Origin of the sequence: Flaviaestuariibacter flavus (assembly GCF_004337505.1) — a bacterium.
GTDB classification, from domain to species: Bacteria; Bacteroidota; Bacteroidia; order Chitinophagales; family Chitinophagaceae; genus Flavisolibacter; species Flavisolibacter flavus.
The window spans coordinates 106891-125252 of sequence record NZ_SJZI01000008.1 but is presented as its reverse complement, the minus strand read 5'-3'; the positions used below and the strand labels follow the sequence as shown (position 1 = coordinate 125252).

19 protein-coding genes are annotated in these 18362 nt (G+C 59.2%); 15 read left to right on the top strand and 4 right to left on the bottom strand.

What is annotated here, in order from left to right; genetic code table 11:
- On the bottom strand, positions 1 to 378 hold the full coding sequence (locus EPD60_RS04790; protein ID WP_131447391.1) for a hypothetical protein: 378 nt from the start codon (positions 376 to 378) through the stop codon (positions 1 to 3).
- Between the two features lie 125 nt (positions 379 to 503).
- Between EPD60_RS04790 and EPD60_RS04785 the strand changes: the two genes are divergently transcribed.
- The 9 genes from EPD60_RS04785 (at position 504) to EPD60_RS04745 (ending at position 9376) form a co-directional block, all read left to right on the top strand.
- Positions 504 to 1298, top strand: a complete 795-nt coding sequence (locus EPD60_RS04785; protein WP_131447389.1) for a thymidylate synthase — start codon at positions 504 to 506, stop codon at positions 1296 to 1298.
- The gene (locus EPD60_RS04780) at positions 1295 to 1822 is read left to right on the top strand and encodes a dihydrofolate reductase (protein ID WP_131447387.1); all 528 of its coding nucleotides are present in this window, start codon (positions 1295 to 1297) and stop codon (positions 1820 to 1822) included. Before EPD60_RS04785 ends, EPD60_RS04780 begins: the two co-directional genes overlap by 4 nt.
- Before the next feature lie 3 nt (positions 1823 to 1825).
- A complete protein-coding gene (locus EPD60_RS04775; protein ID WP_131447385.1) occupies positions 1826 to 2623 on the top strand; it encodes an O-methyltransferase in 798 nt (265 codons plus the stop codon).
- Between the two features lie 359 nt (positions 2624 to 2982).
- Positions 2983 to 4116 (top strand): NAD(P) transhydrogenase subunit alpha, encoded by a 1134-nt coding sequence (locus tag EPD60_RS04770; RefSeq protein WP_131447383.1) that lies wholly within the window; start codon positions 2983 to 2985, stop codon positions 4114 to 4116.
- Complete coding sequence (locus tag EPD60_RS04765) at positions 4113 to 4427, top strand: NAD(P) transhydrogenase subunit alpha part 2 (protein ID WP_131447381.1); 315 nt, start codon at positions 4113 to 4115, stop codon at positions 4425 to 4427. Before EPD60_RS04770 ends, EPD60_RS04765 begins: the two co-directional genes overlap by 4 nt.
- A gap of 3 nt (positions 4428 to 4430) precedes the next feature.
- A complete protein-coding gene (locus EPD60_RS04760) occupies positions 4431 to 6011 on the top strand; it encodes an NAD(P)(+) transhydrogenase (Re/Si-specific) subunit beta (protein WP_131447379.1) in 1581 nt (526 codons plus the stop codon).
- A gap of 429 nt (positions 6012 to 6440) precedes the next feature.
- On the top strand, positions 6441 to 7859 hold the full coding sequence (locus tag EPD60_RS04755; RefSeq protein WP_131447377.1) for a methyltransferase RsmF C-terminal domain-like protein: 1419 nt from the start codon (positions 6441 to 6443) through the stop codon (positions 7857 to 7859).
- Positions 7860 to 7955: 96 nt separating this feature from the next.
- Positions 7956 to 8933 carry a muramidase family protein gene (locus tag EPD60_RS04750; RefSeq protein ID WP_131447375.1) on the top strand — a complete coding sequence of 326 codons (978 nt, stop codon included), beginning with the start codon at positions 7956 to 7958 and terminating at the stop codon, positions 8931 to 8933.
- A gap of 5 nt (positions 8934 to 8938) precedes the next feature.
- A complete protein-coding gene (locus EPD60_RS04745) occupies positions 8939 to 9376 on the top strand; it encodes a PGDYG domain-containing protein (protein WP_131447373.1) in 438 nt (145 codons plus the stop codon).
- Here the strand turns inward: EPD60_RS04745 and fmt are convergent.
- Both fmt and EPD60_RS04735 read right to left on the bottom strand, forming a co-directional pair.
- Complete coding sequence (gene fmt / locus EPD60_RS04740; RefSeq protein WP_243647762.1) at positions 9369 to 10301, bottom strand: methionyl-tRNA formyltransferase; 933 nt, start codon at positions 10299 to 10301, stop codon at positions 9369 to 9371. The two genes, EPD60_RS04745 and fmt, sit on opposite strands and share 8 nt — an antisense overlap.
- A 145-nt stretch (positions 10302 to 10446) precedes the next feature.
- The gene (locus EPD60_RS04735) at positions 10447 to 11730 is read right to left on the bottom strand and encodes an exo-beta-N-acetylmuramidase NamZ family protein (protein WP_131447371.1); all 1284 of its coding nucleotides are present in this window, start codon (positions 11728 to 11730) and stop codon (positions 10447 to 10449) included.
- 95 nt (positions 11731 to 11825) lie between these two features.
- Here EPD60_RS04735 and EPD60_RS04730 point away from each other — a divergent pair, with 95 nt between their 5' ends.
- The 6 genes from EPD60_RS04730 (at position 11826) to EPD60_RS04705 (ending at position 17300) form a co-directional block, all read left to right on the top strand.
- Positions 11826 to 12278 (top strand): FKBP-type peptidyl-prolyl cis-trans isomerase, encoded by a 453-nt coding sequence (locus EPD60_RS04730; RefSeq protein ID WP_131447369.1) that lies wholly within the window; start codon positions 11826 to 11828, stop codon positions 12276 to 12278.
- 155 nt (positions 12279 to 12433) lie between these two features.
- Complete coding sequence (gene pepT, locus EPD60_RS04725; protein WP_131447367.1) at positions 12434 to 13675, top strand: peptidase T; 1242 nt, start codon at positions 12434 to 12436, stop codon at positions 13673 to 13675.
- Between the two features lie 43 nt (positions 13676 to 13718).
- A complete protein-coding gene (locus EPD60_RS17330; RefSeq protein ID WP_131447365.1) occupies positions 13719 to 14819 on the top strand; it encodes an OmpA family protein in 1101 nt (366 codons plus the stop codon).
- 77 nt (positions 14820 to 14896) lie between these two features.
- A complete protein-coding gene (locus tag EPD60_RS04715) occupies positions 14897 to 15823 on the top strand; it encodes an SPFH domain-containing protein (RefSeq protein ID WP_131447363.1) in 927 nt (308 codons plus the stop codon).
- A 365-nt stretch (positions 15824 to 16188) separates the two neighbouring features.
- A complete protein-coding gene (locus tag EPD60_RS04710) occupies positions 16189 to 16881 on the top strand; it encodes a MotA/TolQ/ExbB proton channel family protein (RefSeq protein WP_131447361.1) in 693 nt (230 codons plus the stop codon).
- Positions 16882 to 16901: 20 nt separating this feature from the next.
- Positions 16902 to 17300: an ExbD/TolR family protein gene (locus EPD60_RS04705; RefSeq protein ID WP_131447359.1), complete on the top strand. Its 399-nt coding sequence runs from the start codon at positions 16902 to 16904 to the stop codon at positions 17298 to 17300.
- Between the two features lie 114 nt (positions 17301 to 17414).
- Here the strand turns inward: EPD60_RS04705 and prmC are convergent, their stop codons facing one another.
- Entirely contained in the window at positions 17415 to 18311 is an 897-nt protein-coding gene (gene prmC / locus EPD60_RS04700; protein ID WP_131447357.1) for a peptide chain release factor N(5)-glutamine methyltransferase, read from the bottom strand.
- Positions 18312 to 18362 lie beyond the last annotated feature (51 nt).

The following is an 18362-nucleotide window of genomic DNA, read 5'->3' as shown; positions in this document are numbered from 1 at the left end:
TTAATTGTTGAGGGCGCCGGCGGCTACCCAGTTTTGGATTCGGGCAATGGTGCAGTCGTCGAGCTTTTGGCCGCCCTGCGGCATCGCCGGCGCGCCGGGTGCATGGCTGATGACCTTTACCAGTTGGCCATTGAGTGCCCAGGGTTGCAGGTTGGCATGGCCTTCGAGCACGACGCCGCGACCCGAGAAGGCGGCGACGACCGAGGCATGGCAGCTGAGGCAGGCGTTCTGGATAACGCCCTGCACAAAGCCGCTGTAGGTGGTGGCGGTAGTGGCGCAGCTTTCAACCGGCTGGTTGAGCGCCTCACGCTTGTTGTTGTAGCAGGCCGTCAGCAAAGGCAGCAGGGGTACGACGATCAGGATCCGGTTCAACTTCATAATTGGGAAGCCTCCTTTTTAGATTTGAAGGCGGCTCGGAGTTTATAAACGCAGGGGAGGGGGGCCGGGGTTGCCTGTGGGTAAAAAATGGCCGGCACCGCGTGGGCCTGCCTTAATTTGCGGGCATGCAGCAGTACCACGATCTTTTGCGGCACATCCTGGCCCATGGCGCCGCCAAGAGCGACCGCACCGGCACGGGCACCATCAGCACCTTCGGCTACCAGATGCGCTTCAACCTGCAGGAGGGCTTCCCGCTGGTGACCACCAAGAAGGTACACCTCAAAAGCATCATCCACGAGCTGCTTTGGTTCCTGCAGGGAAGCACCAATACCGCCTACCTCAAAGAACAGGGCGTCTCGATCTGGGATGAGTGGGCGGATGCGGACGGCAATCTCGGCCCGGTGTACGGCAAACAGTGGCGCAGCTGGGAAGGTGCCGACGGTAATACCCACGACCAGATCCGCGACGTGCTGCAGCAGATCAAAACCAACCCCGACAGCCGCCGCCTCGTGGTGAGCGCCTGGAACGTGGCCGACATCCCGAAGATGGCACTGGCGCCCTGCCACGCGCTGTTCCAGTTTTATGTGAGCGAAGGCAAACTGAGCTGCCAGCTGTACCAGCGCTCCGCCGACGTATTTCTCGGTGTGCCCTTCAACATCGCTTCCTATGCGCTGCTGACGCTGATGATGGCGCAGGTATGCGGCCTGCAGCCCGGCGACTTCGTGCATACCTTCGGCGACGTGCATATCTACCAGAATCACCTGGAGCAGGTGCATACACAATTGCAGCGCGCACCCTTCCCGCTCCCGACTATGAAGCTGAACCCCGAGGTCACGGATCTCTTTGCATTCCGCTTTGAAGACTTTACACTGGAGAATTACCAGTCGCATCCCGCCATTAAAGCCCCTGTTGCCGTATGATGCTCAGCCTTGTGGTGGCCGCCGACGCCGGCAATGTGATCGGGAAAAACAACAGCCTTCCCTGGCGCCTGCCGGGCGACCTGAAATACTTCAAGAACCTCACCTGGGGCGCCCCCATCCTGATGGGACGTAAGACCTTCGAGTCGATCGGCAAGCCGCTCCCGGGTCGGTACAGCATCGTCATCACCCGCAATGCCGGCTGGCAGCGCGAGGGTGCCGAGGTGGTGCATTCTTTCGAAGCCGCGCTGGATGCCGCGAAGGCGCGCGATGTGAAGGAGCTTTTCGTGGTCGGCGGCGCCGAGATCTTCCGCGAGGCGCTGCCGCTCGCAGGGCGTGTATACCTTACGCGTATCGAGCACCATTACGACGGCGACACCTATTTCCCGGAACTGGGAGCGGAGTGGCAGCTTGTTCGCGAAACCGTAGTGGAAGCCGATGGCGACGCACCGAAGCACCGCTTCCAGGTTTGGGAACGGAGCAACCAACCCCAGAACCCCAGAACCTCAGAACCCCAGAACCCCTAAGGCATGCATTCTGCCTTTCAGCTCGCCCGCAAATACATCCGTTACTACCTCACTGCCATGAACGGTAAAGGACACGGCATGCACTCGCCCTTCGTGTTTGCCTTCATACTCGATGTTTTGAACAACCGGCCCCGCTATGTGCCGCCGGTGGAAATAGAAGCGCTCCGGCAGGCCTTGCTCCGCGACAATACGGTGCTGACGATCGAAGACCTCGGTGCGGGCTCGCGCAGCGGTGCCACGAAGCAGCGCAGCGTGGCGCAACTGGCGCGCACGGCTGTGAAGCCGCCGAAGTGGAGCCACTTCCTGTACCGGCTGGCCGCGCACTACCGGCCGCGCACCATCATCGAGCTGGGCACGTCATTGGGTGTGAGCACGGCCTACCTCGCAAAGGCGGTACCCGAAGCGACCGTGCATACGATTGAAGGCAGCGCCGCCGTGCGCGGCCGCGCGCAGCAGCATTTCGCGGCGCTCGGTCTTGATAGGATCCTATCGCATGTCGGCAACTTCGACGACGTGCTGCCGCAACTGCTCGCCGGTATGGAGACAGTCGACCTTGCTTATATCGACGGCAACCACCGCCGGGAGCCGACGGTGCGCTACTTTGAGCAGCTTCTGCCGCACTGCGGCAACGATAGCATACTCGTATTCGACGACATTCATTGGAGTGGCGAGATGGAAGCGGCCTGGGAAGAGATCCGGCAGCACCCGCGCGTGCGCTGCACCGTCGACCTTTTCTTTATGGGGCTCGTGTTTTTCCGGGAGGAGTTCAAGGTGCCGCGGCATTTTGCAGTGCGTTTTTAAATCTTACCACTGGCCCATCGCCGTCCCGACCTCACCCCCGACCCCTCTCCCTGAGGGAGAGGGGTGACTCCCGGCAATCGTTACTATCGTTTGAAACAGCTTACGGTTTGATCCTAATACAAAGAGTCGTGCCAAAGGCATCCGCTCTTTGCTTTTGAAGTTCAGGAAAAAGAAAAGCAACAAAATGTAATGAATGTCCAACAGAGGCACCCCTCTCCGCTCCGGAGAGGGGCCGGGGGTGAGGTCTGAAGTGCGTCGCTATCGTTTGCGTAAATATTTACCCTTGTACCGGCTACACGTTGACGGAGGGGCGGGTATTTTTTCTTTACCTTTCGCAAGTAACACAAACCAATGTATTTATGACGATAGGCGTGCTGAAAGAAGCGGCCCCTGAAACGCGGGTATCGTTGCTGCCGGAGGCGGTGGCGGCGCTCACAAAAAAAGGACACACGGTGCTGGTGGAAGCCGGTGCCGGCACATCGGCATTTGCCGCCGATGGGGACTATACGGCGGCGGGAGCCCGTATTTCTACGGGAGACGAAGTCGCTTCCGTAGCCGACATCATCCTTTCCATTCACCGCCCGGCGCGTACCCTGGCAACCGGCAAGGTGCTCATCGGCGTTTTCGGGCTCCTGGCCGATCCCCGGACGGCGCAAGCCTGGTCGGACGCCGGTGTTACCGCCTTCAGCCTCGACCTGCTGCCGCGCACCACGCGCGCGCAGAGTATGGACGTGCTCTCCTCGCAGGCCAATATCGCGGGCTACAAGGCCGTGCTGATGGCCGCGCAGCTCTACCCGCGCTACTTTCCCATGTTCATGACCGCCGCGGGCTCCATCGCGCCGGCCAAGGTACTCATTCTCGGTGCGGGCGTTGCCGGCCTCCAGGCCATTGCCACCGCCCGCCGACTCGGCGCCGTAGTGGAAGTATTCGACACGAGGCCGGCCGTGAAAGAAGAAGTGATGTCGCTCGGCGGCAAGTTCGTGGAAGTGGAAGGCGCGGCTGATGCTTCGAAAGCAGGCGGTTATGCCGTGGAGCAGAGCGCCGAGTTCCAGGAAAAGCAGCGCCAGCGCATCGCCGAGAGCGTGGCCAAATCGGATATCATCATCTGCACCGCCCAGATCCCGGGCCGCAAGGCACCGATACTGGTTACCGAAGAAGCTTTTGCCCGGATGCGCGCCGGTTCGGTCATCATCGACCTGGCCGCAGCCACCGGCGGCAACACGCCCTATACCCGCAACAACGAGAACGTGGTGCGCAACGGCATCACCATCGTCGGCAACAGCAACCTCCAGGGTACCATGCCTTCCGATGCCTCGAAGCTTTATGGCAAGAACATCCTCAACTTTCTCGCGCTGCTCACCAGCAAGGAAGGCGGCCTTCACCTGAACTGGGAGGACGACCTCGTAAAAGGCAGCTGCGCCACCCACGAAGGCAAGGTGGTGCACGAGCGCGTACAGTCATTGATCAACCCCGCAAACTCTACTCCCGCATGAATAATATAGTGACCTGGATCGCGAACAACCGCGAAATGTTTTACATCGTCATCCTGATGATTTTCGTCGGGATCGAGATCATCGGCCGGGTGCCTTCGGTGCTGCATACACCGCTCATGAGCGGCGCCAACGCCATCCACGGGGTGGTGATCATCGGCGCCATTATCGTTATGGGCAGTGCCGAGCCGAACGATTACCTCGCGCTGAGCCTCGGCTTCCTGGCGGTGGTGCTCGGAACGCTCAACGTTGTTGGTGGCTTTGTAGTGACCGACCGGATGCTGGAAATGTTCAAATCGAAAAAGAAGAAATAAGCCATGGAAGAAAATCTCAATGCCCTGGACAGTATACTTACGTTCATTTATCTCATCGCCTCCATCACGTTCATCATCGGTCTTAAGATGCTCTCGCACCCCGAGACCGCGCGGAAGGGCAACCTCATCGCCGCCGGCGGTATGACCCTCGCCGTGTTCGGTACCATCTTTCTTTACCAGAACCCGCTCAACTCCTTTGAGCGCGTGCGCCTGCAAAACCTGCCGCTCATCTTCCTGGCACTCGTGGTGGGCAGCATCATCGGCGTGGTGAGCGCGCGAAAGGTGAAGATGACGGCGATGCCCGAGATGGTGAGTCTCTTCAACGGCATGGGCGGCGCCTGCGCGGCACTCATCTCGATCCTCGAATTCAACCATCTTTCCAAGACCCATTTCACCGAAGGCTTCCTTATCGAGGACGATTTCTCCGTCATCGGCCAGGGCGACCTGCCGGTGGCTTACGGCAAGCTCGCGGTGATCTTTGTCGGGCTGATCATCGGTGCCGTTTCTTTTGCCGGATCCATGATCGCCTGGGGCAAGCTCAATGGCCGGGTAAAGGACTATTCCTTTCGCGGTCAGCACATCGTAAACCTGGCGCTGCTGGCGGCGCTCATCGGCATCAGCGTCACCCTGCTTTCCAACATTTCCTCGTCATTTACCTACGATCACGGAGCGCTCACCAATACCGCCAACAAGGTGGTACTCAAGTCGCCGCTCAACCTGATCCGGATCAACACCTCGGTATATGTGCTGTTCTACGCCCTGCTGGTGCTGTCGCTGGCCTACGGGGTGCTCTTCGTGCTGCCTATCGGTGGCGCCGACATGCCCGTGGTGATCTCCCTGCTTAACTCTTTCACGGGTGTGGCGGCGGCCTGCGGCGGCTTTTTGTACGACAACAAGGTAATGCTCACCGGCGGTATCCTCGTAGGCGCCGCGGGCACGCTGCTCACCATCCTGATGTGCCGCGCCATGAACCGCTCGCTCAAAAACGTGCTCATCGGCTCCTTCGGTGGCGGCAGCACGGCCGCCGCGGGTGGCGTGTCGAAAGACCAGGGCCACTTCAAGGAGGTGAACCTGGCCGACGCCGCCGTGGTGCTGGCCTATGCCAATAAAGTGATGATTGTTCCGGGCTACGGCCTTGCGGTGGCGCAGGCCCAGCATGCCTGCCACGAGCTGGAGAAGCTGCTCAACGAAAAAGGGGTGGAGGTGAAATACGCGATTCACCCCGTGGCCGGCCGTATGCCGGGACATATGAACGTGCTGCTGGCGGAGGCCGACGTGAGCTACGACAAGCTCCAGGAGATGGAGCAGGCCAACGAGGAGTTCCCCACCACCGACGTGGTGCTGGTACTGGGCGCCAACGACGTGGTGAACCCGGCCGCCAAGCGCGACCCCGGCTCGCCGATCTACGGTATGCCCATCCTCGACGTGGAGGCGGCCAAGTCGGTCATCGTGAACAAGCGCTCTATGAAGCCGGGCTATGCCGGCATCGAAAACGACCTCTTCTTCGAGCCGCGAACCTCGATGCTTTTCGGCGACGCCAAAAAGGTGCTGCAGGATCTTATCGGGGAGATCAAAAACCTGTAGGAATATCGGATAACGAATATCGAATTTTGAATATCGAAGCGGGTGGCCGGGTGGCTGCCCGCTTTGTTTTTGCCTCGGGCTTCAGCCAGAGGGGTGGAGAATGCGCGCTCCCCTCTCCCCCGGGAGAGGGGCTGGGGGTGAGGGGAGAGGAGCGACCGCACCCGCCAACGGCGGTTCAGGGTCCCCGACACTACCCATGCGGCGACACCGACACCCGCCGGGGGCCTCATGAGGCCAACTCACAATTTTGTGAGTGGCATGGATCAGCCTGGCGGTGCCACTCACAGTTTTGTGAATGGCATAAACTGACTGCGGACTGGCGCTCACAGTTTTGTAAGTGGTATGAATCCGTACGGGGATCGCACTCACAGTTTTGTGAGGGGAGGGGCGCCGTCATTTATCTCCCGCTGCTGCGCTACCTTGCGGTTGATGAAACTCCCCGAAGCCCTGCTGCGCTCCCTTGAAGGCCTCCCCGGTTATGACCACGACGCCTTTGTGCAGGTGCACGAGTCGGGCGCCCAGGTGACGTCCATCCGCCTTAACCCGGCCAAGTCGCAAGCTCCCGGTGTTCTGTTTCAGGATCTCAGATCTAAGATCTCAGATCTGAGATCTGAGATCTTAGATCCCGCCAGCCGGATTCCCTGGTCGCGCTACGGCTACTACCTTCCCGAGCGGCCTTCTTTCACTTTCGACCCTCTTTTTCACGCGGGCGCCTACTACGTGCAGGAAGCCTCGAGCATGTTCGTGGAGCAGGCCCTGGCGCAGCATGCCGACCTGTCGGCGCGGCTGCGGGTGCTCGATCTCTGCGCCGCGCCGGGCGGCAAATCCACGCACCTGCAGTCGCTGCTCGCCCCGGGCAGCCTGCTGGTGAGCAACGAGGTGATCAAGGCCCGCGCGGGCATCCTGTCGGAAAACCTCACCAAGTGGGGTGCCGGCAACAGCATCGTTACCAGCAATGATCCCGCGCATTTTGCAAAGCTCGAAGGCTTTTTCGACGTCATCGTGGTAGACGCGCCCTGCAGCGGCAGCGGTCTCTTCCGCCGCGACCCCGACGCGATCGCCGAGTGGAGCCCCGCCAACGTGCAGCTGTGCCAGGGCCGCCAGCAGCGCATCCTGGCCGACGTATGGCCTGCACTGAAAGAAGGCGGGCTGCTGGTGTATTCCACCTGTTCGTATTCGGCCGAAGAAGACGAGGTAATCCTCGACTGGCTCACTACAACTTTCCAGGTAGTACCGCTCCAGCTGCAGTGCCCCGACGCCGGCATTGTAGAAGTACGGTCGCCGGAGGGCGCCTGGGGCTACCGGTTTTACCCCGACAAGATTCGGGGCGAGGGCTTTTTTCTCGCTGCCTTCCGCAAGCTCGATGTGGCCGCCGCGCCGCGCTACAAACCGAAAGGAGCCGACCTGCTTTCCGCGAAAGAAACGGCGCCGCTGGAAAAGTGGATGGATACGGAAGGACTGAAGTTTGTGCGCCATGGCAGCCGCGTGCTGGCCCTTCCGGAAGATCGTGTCTCCGATTTTTCGATTCTCCAAAGCGCCCTGTATATCCAGCAGGCCGGCACCGCCGTGGGCGAGCCGATCCGCGACAAGCTCGTGCCCGATCATGCGCTGGCCATGAGCCCCCGGGTGGGAGGCGCGGTGCCGCGCGTGGAGCTGTCCTACCCCGACGCGATCCGCTTTCTGCAGCGGCAGGACTTTCATATCGACACCGAACGCGGCTGGCAGCTGGTGACCTTCGCCGGCGCGCCGCTGGGCTGGATCAACGCACTGCCCAACCGCATCAACAACTATTACCCGCGCGAATGGCGCATCCGTGCGCAAGGGCCTTCGGGCGGAACCCAGACGTAGGGGTACTTTTGAAAAATAATCTTCATATTTGTGATCCACCGCAAACCGGCCTCAGGGCCGGTGACCGCTAACCCTGAAAACAAAACCGTCACCATCATGAAAAAGATCTTTTTCTTCCTCTTCCTGCTTCATTTCGCAATGGCCGGCATCAGCCAGCAGGCCCTGCAGGTGCAGCATGGCGATAAAGGCCTGTACCTGGTGCACACCGTAGCACCGAAAGAAAACTGGTACTCCGTGGGCCGCCTCTATGCAATCTCTCCGAAGGAAATCGCTGCCTTCAACAACACCGAGATGGCAAAGGGCCTCAACATCGGTCAGACCATCAACATCCCGCTCACCGCCGCTAATTTTTCGCAGGCATCAGCCGCATCCGGCCGGCCGGTGTATTACACGGTGGGTGAAAAGGAAGGCCTGTACCGCGTGAGCCTCAAAAACAACAAGGTGCTGATGGCCGACCTGCGCAAGTGGAACAGCCTCCGGAGCGACGCCATCACCACCGGCCAGAAGCTGATCGTGGGCTACCTCGGTGCCGCGCAGCCCGGTCCGGCCGTGGCTGTAACGCCTTCGGGCGGCACGCCGCATTCGACCGAAGTGCAGAACCCGCCCGCTTTGCCGCGTAAGGATACCACCGTGAAGACCGAGCGTCCGCCCACCGAAGACCCGGGCAGCGCCGTCATTCCCGCCAAAAAAGTAGAGGTGGTGCCCACGCCGGCGCCTTCGTCTTCAACACCGCGCACCGCCAGCAGCGATGGCCGTGGTGGCTTCTTCCGCACGCAATACGAGCAGCAGGCAAAAGGTGGTACCAGCAAGGATGCCACCGTTACTTCCGGCATCTTCAAGACCGCCAGCGGCTGGCAGGATATGAAGTATTATATCCTCATCGACGGTGTGGAACCGGGTACGCTCGTTAAAGTATCCAACACAGCGGGCAGCAAAACCATCTATGCCAAAGTGCTGGGTGGCATGAGCGGCATCCGCCAGAATACAGGCTTCGACGTGCGCATCTCCAACGCTGCCGCCAACGTGCTGGAAACCGGCGACGCCGAGAAGTTCCAGGTGCGTGTTCAATATTGATCCCGATGACCCAGGCAGAAGCCCGCGCGCTCTTGCTGGCTGCCGGCCCCCGGCATTACCGCAAGCAAGGCCATTTTCGCTATAAAGTCGCAGACCGCGAAGAAGAAGTTGTTTCTGTCATCGATGGCGTTGAGGAAACGCGCAACCGCGCTTTTCCCGGCGATTATATCGTGACCGGCACGCGTGGGGAGCGCTTCGTGGTGAAGCCGGAATCGTTTCGCAAGCGTTACCGCGACAAAGGCAATGGTATTGCCGAAGCAGCAGGCGAATGCTGGGCGGCGCGCTACGATGGGCCTTCGTTTGAATTCGATTCGCCCTGGCAGCAAGGCGCCCGCATCTTTTGTGCGCCCGGTGATTACCTGGTGGCGCCCGACGCGGAGTTCAGCGAAGTGTACCGCATCGAAGCCGCCGTGTTTGCAGAAACCTATGTTCCGGTCAGCTGAAGCGATAGCCGCGTAGGAATTCTTCCACGCCCATCCGCTTCTTTCCTTCCAGTTGTAGTTCTACAATGTTGAGATCGCCGTCGGCGCAGGAAAAGCGCAGGTAGGTCTTGCCGTCGGTGTCCGGCTCGCCGGGCATGTCCGCAGCTTTTCCGCCCGCAACGGTACTGCGGAAGATCTTGAGCGTTTTCCCGTTCAGCGTTGTAAAAGCGCCCGGGAAAGGGGAGAGGCCGCGCACCTGGTTGTGCACATCGGCAACGGTGCGGGTCCAGTCGATGCGGCAGGTATCGGTAAAGATCTTCGGGGCGTGTTTGAGCGTGGCCGGGTCGAGGTGCGACTGCGGCGTTTCGGAGATGCTGCCTTCGGCGAGGCCTTTTACGGTGCGCACGAGCAGCGCCGCGCCGAGCTCCTTCATGCGGTCGTGCACTTCACCGGCGGTTTCGTTTTCGCCGATCGGCATACGGTCTTGCAGCAGGATATCGCCGGTGTCAATTTCGTGCTTGAGGCGGAAGGTGGTGACACCGGTTTCGGGCTCACCGTTAATGATGGCCCAGTTGATCGGCGCGGCGCCGCGGTATTGCGGCAGCAGCGATCCGTGTACGTTGAGGGTGCCCATGGGCGGCATATTCCAGACGATCTCCGGCAGCATCCTAAAGGCAACCACAACCTGTAGGTCGGCGTTGAGGGCACGCAATGCTTCCACGAACTCCGGTGCTTTCAGCTTCTCCGGCTGCAGCAGGTGCAGTCCTTTCTCCACCGCATACTTCTTCACGGCGCTTCCCTGCAGCTGCATGCCACGGCCGGCGGGCTTATCCGGCGCTGTAATGACGCCAACGATGTTGCAGCCGGCCTGCACCAGCGCATCGAGCGAAGCGACGGCAAATTCAGGTGTGCCCATGAAAACGATCCGGAGGTCCTGGTAGTTCATGGCGCAAATGTAGGCCCGCGGTCGGGCGGAGCGAAAGAACGCAGATTTTTTATGATCTGTCAGGATTGAAGCGGATATCGGTCGCGGCATCCGCCTAAATCATAACCAATCTGCGTATCCCGCTTGCGGGATCAGCGTTCTTTATCTACTGCTCCGGGTACAGCAGATACTTCTTCCGGATCGCCTTGAAATTCGAAAGCGCCGGCTCCCATGAAGCGCGGATCTCGGCTTCTGTCTTGCCATCCCTGATCTGTTGCTGCAGCACGTCGTTGCCCGCGAGGCGGTTGAAGGTGCCGCGGAAGAAGCTGTCTTTTTGCGGGTAGAGGCGGTAGGCTTCCAGCAGGTAGCGGAGCTGCAGCTTGCCCGAGTTTTGCGGCCAGCTTGCGGCGGGCTCGGCAGCGAGGTTCCAGCCATAGCAGGCCTGCCCGTTATAGCGCGGCTTCGGCGCGCCTTCTGTGGGATGGGGGGTGAAAGCATACAATCTTTTCGGCAGCTGCGGCGCGCCCACGATGGCGAAGGGACGTTCCGTGCCGCGGCCCTCGGTGATGGCCGTTCCCTCGAAAAGGCAGGTGGACGTATACCAGTAGATCGCAGGCATATCGGGCAGGTTGGGAGAGGGACGCACTGGCAGGATATAGCGGCTGCTGTGGGTATAGTTGGCACAGGGCACCACCTGCAGGCTGAAGTGGCGGGCACCGGCCCGGTAGCGCGCCCGCTGCACCACGTCCCAGGCGCGGTTGGCTTCTTCGGAAAGCATCTTTTCGCGCAGCAGCATGGTGGCGTATTCACCGGGCGTCATCCCGTATGCGATAGGCACCGGCTGGAGTCCAACGAAGGTCTTGAACTTCGGGTCGAGCACGGGGCCGTCCACCAGGTTGCCGACGGGGTTGGGGCGGTCCAGGATCAGCAGCGGCACGCCGTTCTCGAGCGCAGCTTCCATCAGGTATTGCAGCGAAGAGATGTAGGTGTAAAAGCGTGCACCCACATCCTGGATGTCGTACACCAGCAGGTCGATATCCCTGAGGTCGGCAGGCTCGGGCTTGAGCTTTTTGCCATAGAGTGATACCACGTGCACACCGGTGGCAGGGTCGGTGCTGTTCTCGATCTTGTCGCCATCGGGTGTATTGCCGCGGAAGCCATGCTCGGGTCCGAAGATCACCTGCAGGTTGACGCCCTTCGATTTGAGAAAGTCCGCCAGGTGCTGCCGGCCGACCATCGAGGTCTGGTTGACGAGGATGCCCACGCGCTTTCCTTGCAGGAGGGGCAGATACTGGTCGGGGCGGTCGGCGGCGGGTTGTATGATCCGCGGCAGGGCCGGTTTGGCGGTGGCGGCTCCTTTCTGCTTGATTTTGATCTTCGTTTTCTGTGCGCCGGCGTCCGTAAGAGGTGCCGCGAACAGCAGAGCCACAAGGCAAAAGCGTGCAAACATGGTATTCATTTTGTGCGCTTCAAATTTCCGGTTTTTTCATGCTGAAAGCGGTAAAGACTTACCTTTCCGCTTTTGGCCCACATTAAATAACAACTATGCAACAGGTGCAAAACGGCGACAAGGTTCGCGTACATTACCATGGAAAGCTGCGCAGCGGCGAAACCTTTGACAGCTCCGAGGGACGCGAGCCGCTGGAATTCACAGTGGGCAGCGGCCAGGTCATCCGCGGCTTCGATGATGGTGTGAAGGGTATGCAGCCCGGTGAGAAGAAAACGGTTGAGATTCCCGTGCAGGACGCCTATGGTGAGAAGAGCGAGGAGATGCTCATCGAGTTTCCGAAGAACCAGTTCCCCCCCGAGATGCAGCCTGAAGTGGGCATGCAGTTGATGATGAATAACAGCCAGGGCCAGTCCTTCCCCGTGCAGGTGGCCGAAGTGCGCGAAGACTCCGTGCTGCTCGATGCCAACCACCCGCTGGCCGGCCAGGACCTCATCTTCGACCTCGAACTGGTGGAGATCGTTCCGACCTCGCGCATCATCATGCCGTAAAGAATATCGATCAAGGAATATCGAATAACGAAATACGAAGTAAAGGCCCCGCACCGCGGGGCTTTTTCATGTACCACCATTTTCTATTACCCCATTCCCCCATTCTCCAATTACCGCATTACCGCATTACCACATTACCCCATTACATTTGTCTCATGTTCCAGAACTACGCCTTTACCGCAGCTGAACGCTTTATGCGTTACGTGCAGATCGATACGCAAAGCAACCCGCAGTCCACCACCCAGCCGACCACTGAAAAACAAAAGGACCTCTCCCGGGTGCTGGTGGAGGAACTGAAGGCCATGGGCATCGCCGACGCGGAGCTCGACGAGCACGGGTATGTGTATGCGACGGTTCCGTCGAACGTAGATAAGGATGTGCCGGTGATCTGCTTCTGCTCGCATGTAGACACGGCGCCCGATGCAAGTGGCACCGGAGTAAAGCCGCTGTTGCACCGTAATTATACGGGACAGGATATCGCGCTGCCCGATGATCCCTCGATCGTGATCAGCAAGGCCGACTTTCCTTACCTGGAACAACTCACCGGGCATGACATCATCACCGCTTCGGGCACAACACTGCTCGGTGCCGACGACAAGGCCGGCGTAGCCGAGATCATGGATGCCGCGCACTTCCTGATGACGCATCCCGAGGTGAAGCACGGTGCCATCCGCATCCTGTTTACACCCGATGAGGAAGTGGGACGTGGTACCGCGAAGGTAGATATGCAGCGTCTCGGCGCGCGCTTCGGTTACACACTTGACGGCGGAGAGGCCGGCTCGCTCGAAGACGAGACCTTCAGCGCCGACGGCGTTACCATTACGATCAACGGAGTTATCACACACCCCGGATACGCAAAGGACAAGCTGGTAAATGCGCTCAAGATTGGTGGTGAGCTGCTGGCGCGCCTGCCGAAAACGGAGCTCTCGCCCGAGACCACCAACGGCAAGCAGGGCTTTGTGCACCCGGTTCGCTTTGAAGGCATCGCGGAGCGCTGCACGCTTGAGTTCATCATCCGTGATTTCGATACGAAGCTCCTCAAACCGAAAGAAGACTTTCTGAAAGAGTTCACCGAACTGGTTCTGGAGGCCTACCCGGGTGCCACCTTCGAGTTCAAAGTGACGGAGCAGTACCGCAACATGAAGGAGGTGCTCGACCAGCATCCCGAGGTGGTGGCGCACGCAAAAGAAGCAATCCGCCGCGCGGGGCTGGAGCTTAAAATGGAAAGCATCCGCGGCGGCACCGACGGCAGCCGGCTTTCCTTTATGGGGCTGCCCTGCCCGAACCTGTTTGCCGGCATGCAGGGTATCCATTCGATGAAGGAGTTCGTAAGCGTGCAGGACATGAACAAAGCCGTGGAAACGATCGTACATTTATGCAGCATCTGGGCTGAATAACAATTCGTTGATACTTCCACCCGGTCCCGGTGCGTTACCGTGTATGCGACAGCTTCTGCTCTTCCTGTTCCTGTTTGCGGCTGCCGGGGGGCGGGCCCAGGGCCTGCTGCTCAACGGCGGCTTCGAGGAGGAAAATATCTGCACCGAGTACAAGCAAAACTGTGCTCCCGAAGTATGGCTCAGCACGACGCCCACCTATCCCTATTTCTACGAGGACCCGGAAAATGCCTTTGAGGGGTCACGCTATATCAGCGTGTCTACGGGTAATGCGCGGATGAACCTGCAGCGTGGCTTTATCCGCGCACGCCTGCTTTGCGCGCCACGCGCCGGGGCCCGCTACCGCCTGCAGCTCCATGTGCGCACCGACTATCCCGGTGCGCTCGACAGTATGGGCGTGCTGTTTTCGCCCTTCGATTTTTTGTGCAATAAAACCGAGAACAAAGACCTGAAGGCGACGCTCTACTTCCGCGATGCGGCCCGCGCGCCGGCCGGAAGGGGCTGGATCCGTTACACGTTCGAGTACACGGGTGAGGGTGAAGAAGGCTACCTGGTGCTGGGCAATTTCCGCCGCGGCGAGTGGAATACCGGCGCCGCCGGCCGCACCGAGCGCTTCCAGGTATTTATCGATGCGGTGTCGTTGCTGCCGGAAGATCCTTACGAGCGTCCCTGCAAGGACTGGCAGGAACAGAAAAAAGCAATTTATTCCGAGAACGACCGCCATGAATACCAGATCCGGCACATGTACAGTTGCAGCCGCAAGCCGCAGGCGCCGGTGGTGCTGCCACCCGACATCCTGGTGCAGGTGGACACACTGGTGGTGCCCGACGTGTTATTCAACACGGCGTCGTACGAGCTGAACCGGCGTGCCGTGGCCCTGCTCGATTCACTCACCCGCAAGGTGGGGCCGGGAGGGCTTGATTCCGTTGTAGTGGAAGGCCATACCGACAGCCAGGGCGACACGGCTTACAACCAGGAGCTTTCCGAAAACCGCGCGAAGGCCGTAGGGCAGCACCTCGAATACTCGCTCAGCGTGCCCGTGCTGACGCGCGGCTACGGGCCGATGCGGCCGGTGGCCGATAACAAAACACCCGCCGGGCGAAAGCGTAACCGGCGGGTGGAGATCTTTTTGTTCCGGCGCGTGTAGCGGCAACGGCCGAATGGAGAAATACAGCCGCGTATTGTTCCGACTTGCTAACTTCCCGTTTCAAAACAACCTCGCTTATGGAATTCCTGCAACACTACTGGTGGCTGATCCTGCTCCTGATCATCCTGTTTTCCGGCATCTTCACCATCAACCAGGGTTATATCGGCGTCATCACGTTTTTCGGAAAATACCAGCGCGTGGTGCGGCCCGGCCTCAACTTCAAGATCCCGGTGCTGGAGCAGCTGTATAAGAAAGTGTCGATCCAGAACCGCTCGGTGGAGATGGAGTTCCAGGCCGTAACGCAGGACCAGGCCAATGTTTACTTCAAGAGTATGCTGTTGTACGCGGTTCAAAATGCCGATGAGGAAACGATCAAGAAGGTCGCTTTCAAATTCATGAGTGAACGGGAGCTGATGCAGGCGCTGGTACGCACCATCGAAGGCAATATCCGCTCCTTTGTAGCGACGAAGAAACAGGCGGAGGTGCTTGGTTTGCGCAAGGACATTGTAGAATATGTAAAAGTGGAGATCGATCATGTGCTGGAGGAGTGGGGCTACCACCTGCTCGACCTGCAGATCAACGACATCACTTTCGACAAGGCCATTCTTGATTCGATGAGCAAGGTGGTGGCATCGAATAACCTGAAAGCTGCGGCGGAAAACGAAGGCCAGGCGCTGCTCATTACCAAAACCAAAGCGGCCGAGGCCGAAGGCAATGCCATCAAGATCGCTGCTGAGGCCGAGCGTGAGGCGGCGCGTCTGCGCGGCCAGGGTGTGGCGCTCTTCCGCCAGGAGGTGGCCCGCGGCATGACCGAGGCCGCCGAACAGATGAAGCAGGCCAACCTCGATACCAACGTGATCCTGTTCAGCATGTGGACCGAAGCGATCAAGAACTTCGCGGAGTACGGCAAGGGCAACGTAATCTTCCTCGACGGCTCCTCGCAGGGCATGGAAACGACCATGAAGCAGATCCAGGCGCTGATGGTGAAGCACGCGGGGCAATAGAATAACGAATATCGAGCAAGGAATAATGAAAGTTGAAGGTCAAGGGCGTCGCACAAGCGACGCCCTTGGCATAAGTAAGTAGCGAGACGACGGCCTCCGGCCGTCATTGCGAGCGGAGCGAAGCAAACTCCAGCGTTACGCAGGGTGACAGCAACCAAGAGCCACTTTATCCGAGAGGCTGCTCGCGAAAGGCAATCTTAAGGTGGCGGAGTTTGATTTGCTGTCGGCTACGCATCCCCAACGGCTTGTTAAAACGACATCGGTCTTAAACAACCGCTCCTCATTTTCCTCTTAATTTGAAAAATAAGCGCGTGCCGGGTGCGTTATTCCCGCATACACTACATTTACGACCCCAAAGACGAATTATGCTGTACCTGCTTCAAGCCCTTGACACCGCCACCCGCGCAGCCCAGGTTACCACGGATGCCAACCACGACGGAAATATCAGCTTATACGAGCTGCTGACCCTGGGGGGCTGGCTGATGATCCCGCTGGCGGTACTTTTCCTGCTGACGCTTTACGTGTTCTTCGAGCGCCTCGCCGCAATCCGCAAGGCATCGCAGATCGACGACAACTTCATGAACATCATCCGCGACCACATTGTGAGCGGTAACGTCGGCGCCGCGCGCAGCTTCGCCAAGAACACCAACAACCCCGTGGCCCGCATCATCGACAAGGGCATCCAGCGCCTCGGTAAGGACATTGACGTGATCGAGAAAAGCATGGAGAACGTGGGCAAACAGGAAGTGTACCGCCTGGAGCGCAACCTCTCGGTGCTCTCGCTGATCGCCGGCATCGCGCCCATGTTCGGCTTCCTCGGCACCATCGTGGGTATGTTCAAGCTCTTTTACAACCTGGCATCCACCGGTGACTTCACCATCCAGACGATGGCCAACGGTATCTATACCAAGATGATCACCTCTGCGTCCGGCCTCATCATCGGTCTGCTGGCCTATATCGCACACAACTACCTCAGCACACAGGCGGATAAAACGGCCAACCGCATGGAGGCCTCCAGCGCTGAATTTCTCGACATGCTCCAGGAGCCCGCCCGCTAAGCCTTTTAACCGGTAACACTATGAACATCCGAAGAAAACTAAAGGCGCATACGGAGATCCATACCGGGCCGCTGAACGATATCCTGTTCATCCTCCTGCTGTTCTTCCTCATTGCAGCCACGCTGGCCAACCCCAACCTCGTGCGCGTCAACAACCCGCGCAGCGGGAAGGATACAAAGGCAAAGCAACATATTATCGTGAGCATCGATAAGAACCACCAGTTCTTTATCGGTACCGCTCCCGTGGCCACCAACCAGATCGATACCCTGCTCAAACAGCAGATTGAGCTCCAGCGCAAGGCCGTGGATACACCTTCGGTAGTGGTCAATGCCGATACCGCCGCCTATTACGGCGAAGTATTCCGCATCATGACCATTGCGAAAAAGAATAATGCGAAAGTGGTCGCACTGGTGAAATAGAATGTGATATTGCGGTAATGTGATAATGCGGTAAATGCCGTTCCATCATATAGGAAAGCCGCTCGGGGAGCGGCTTTCCTATACATCTGATTATCGCATTACCGCATTATCACATTACCGTATTACCCGCACCATCCGGTCCTTCCCCTGCATGTCTTTCCGTAGTTCTACCGATTCATAGCCGGCTTCCCGGAATAGCTGTACAACCGCATTCCCGAGGTCTTCGTGGATTTCCAGGTAAATGCGCCCGCCCGCGTGAAGGCGCCTGGGGGCGAAGCGGGCAATGGCGCGGTAAAAGAGCAGCGCGTCGTTGTCGGGCACAAAGAGGGCGGTATGCGGCTCCCATTCCACTACATTGCTGTGCATCGAGGTTTTGTCTTTCAGCGGGATATAGGGCGGGTTCGACACCAGCACGTCAACCGAAGGCAGCAGGCGCTGCTGGGCCTCATCCAGGAAATCGACGCCCTGGAAGTCGACGCGGATATTATTGTCGGAGCCGTTGCGACGGGCTACGTTGAGCGCTTCATCGCTTACATCGCAGCCCCACACTTCGGCGCGCGGCATCTTGCTTTTAAGCGCCAGCGCAATACAGCCGCTTCCCGTTCCCACATCGAGGATCTTCAGCAAAGCCGTTGCATCAGCCTCCGTTTCTTTTTTGTCGAACACCGGCAGACCCAGTTCCAGCAAGTCTTTCACGATCCAGTCTACGAGCTCCTCCGTTTCGGGGCGCGGGATGAGTACGGAAGGATTCACATACAACTCAAGGCCATAGAAGAAGGAGCGTCCGCTGATGTATTGGATCGGCTCCTGGCGCAGCAGGCGGGCCGCGGTATCCCGGAGCGCCTGCTCTTCTTCGCCGGAGAGCGGCTCTTCGCGGCGCAGCAGCCATTCGCCGCGGCGGAGGCCGGTTACATGCTCCAGCGCCAGGGCGGCAATGGCGGCGCTTTCGCCGGGGTCGTACATGCTTTCGAGCTGGTTTCGGAGCCAGGCTTCCGCTTCGCCGTTTTTCATGGTTCAAACATAATCCTTTCTTTATTTTTGGCTCCTGCCGCTTATGACCCC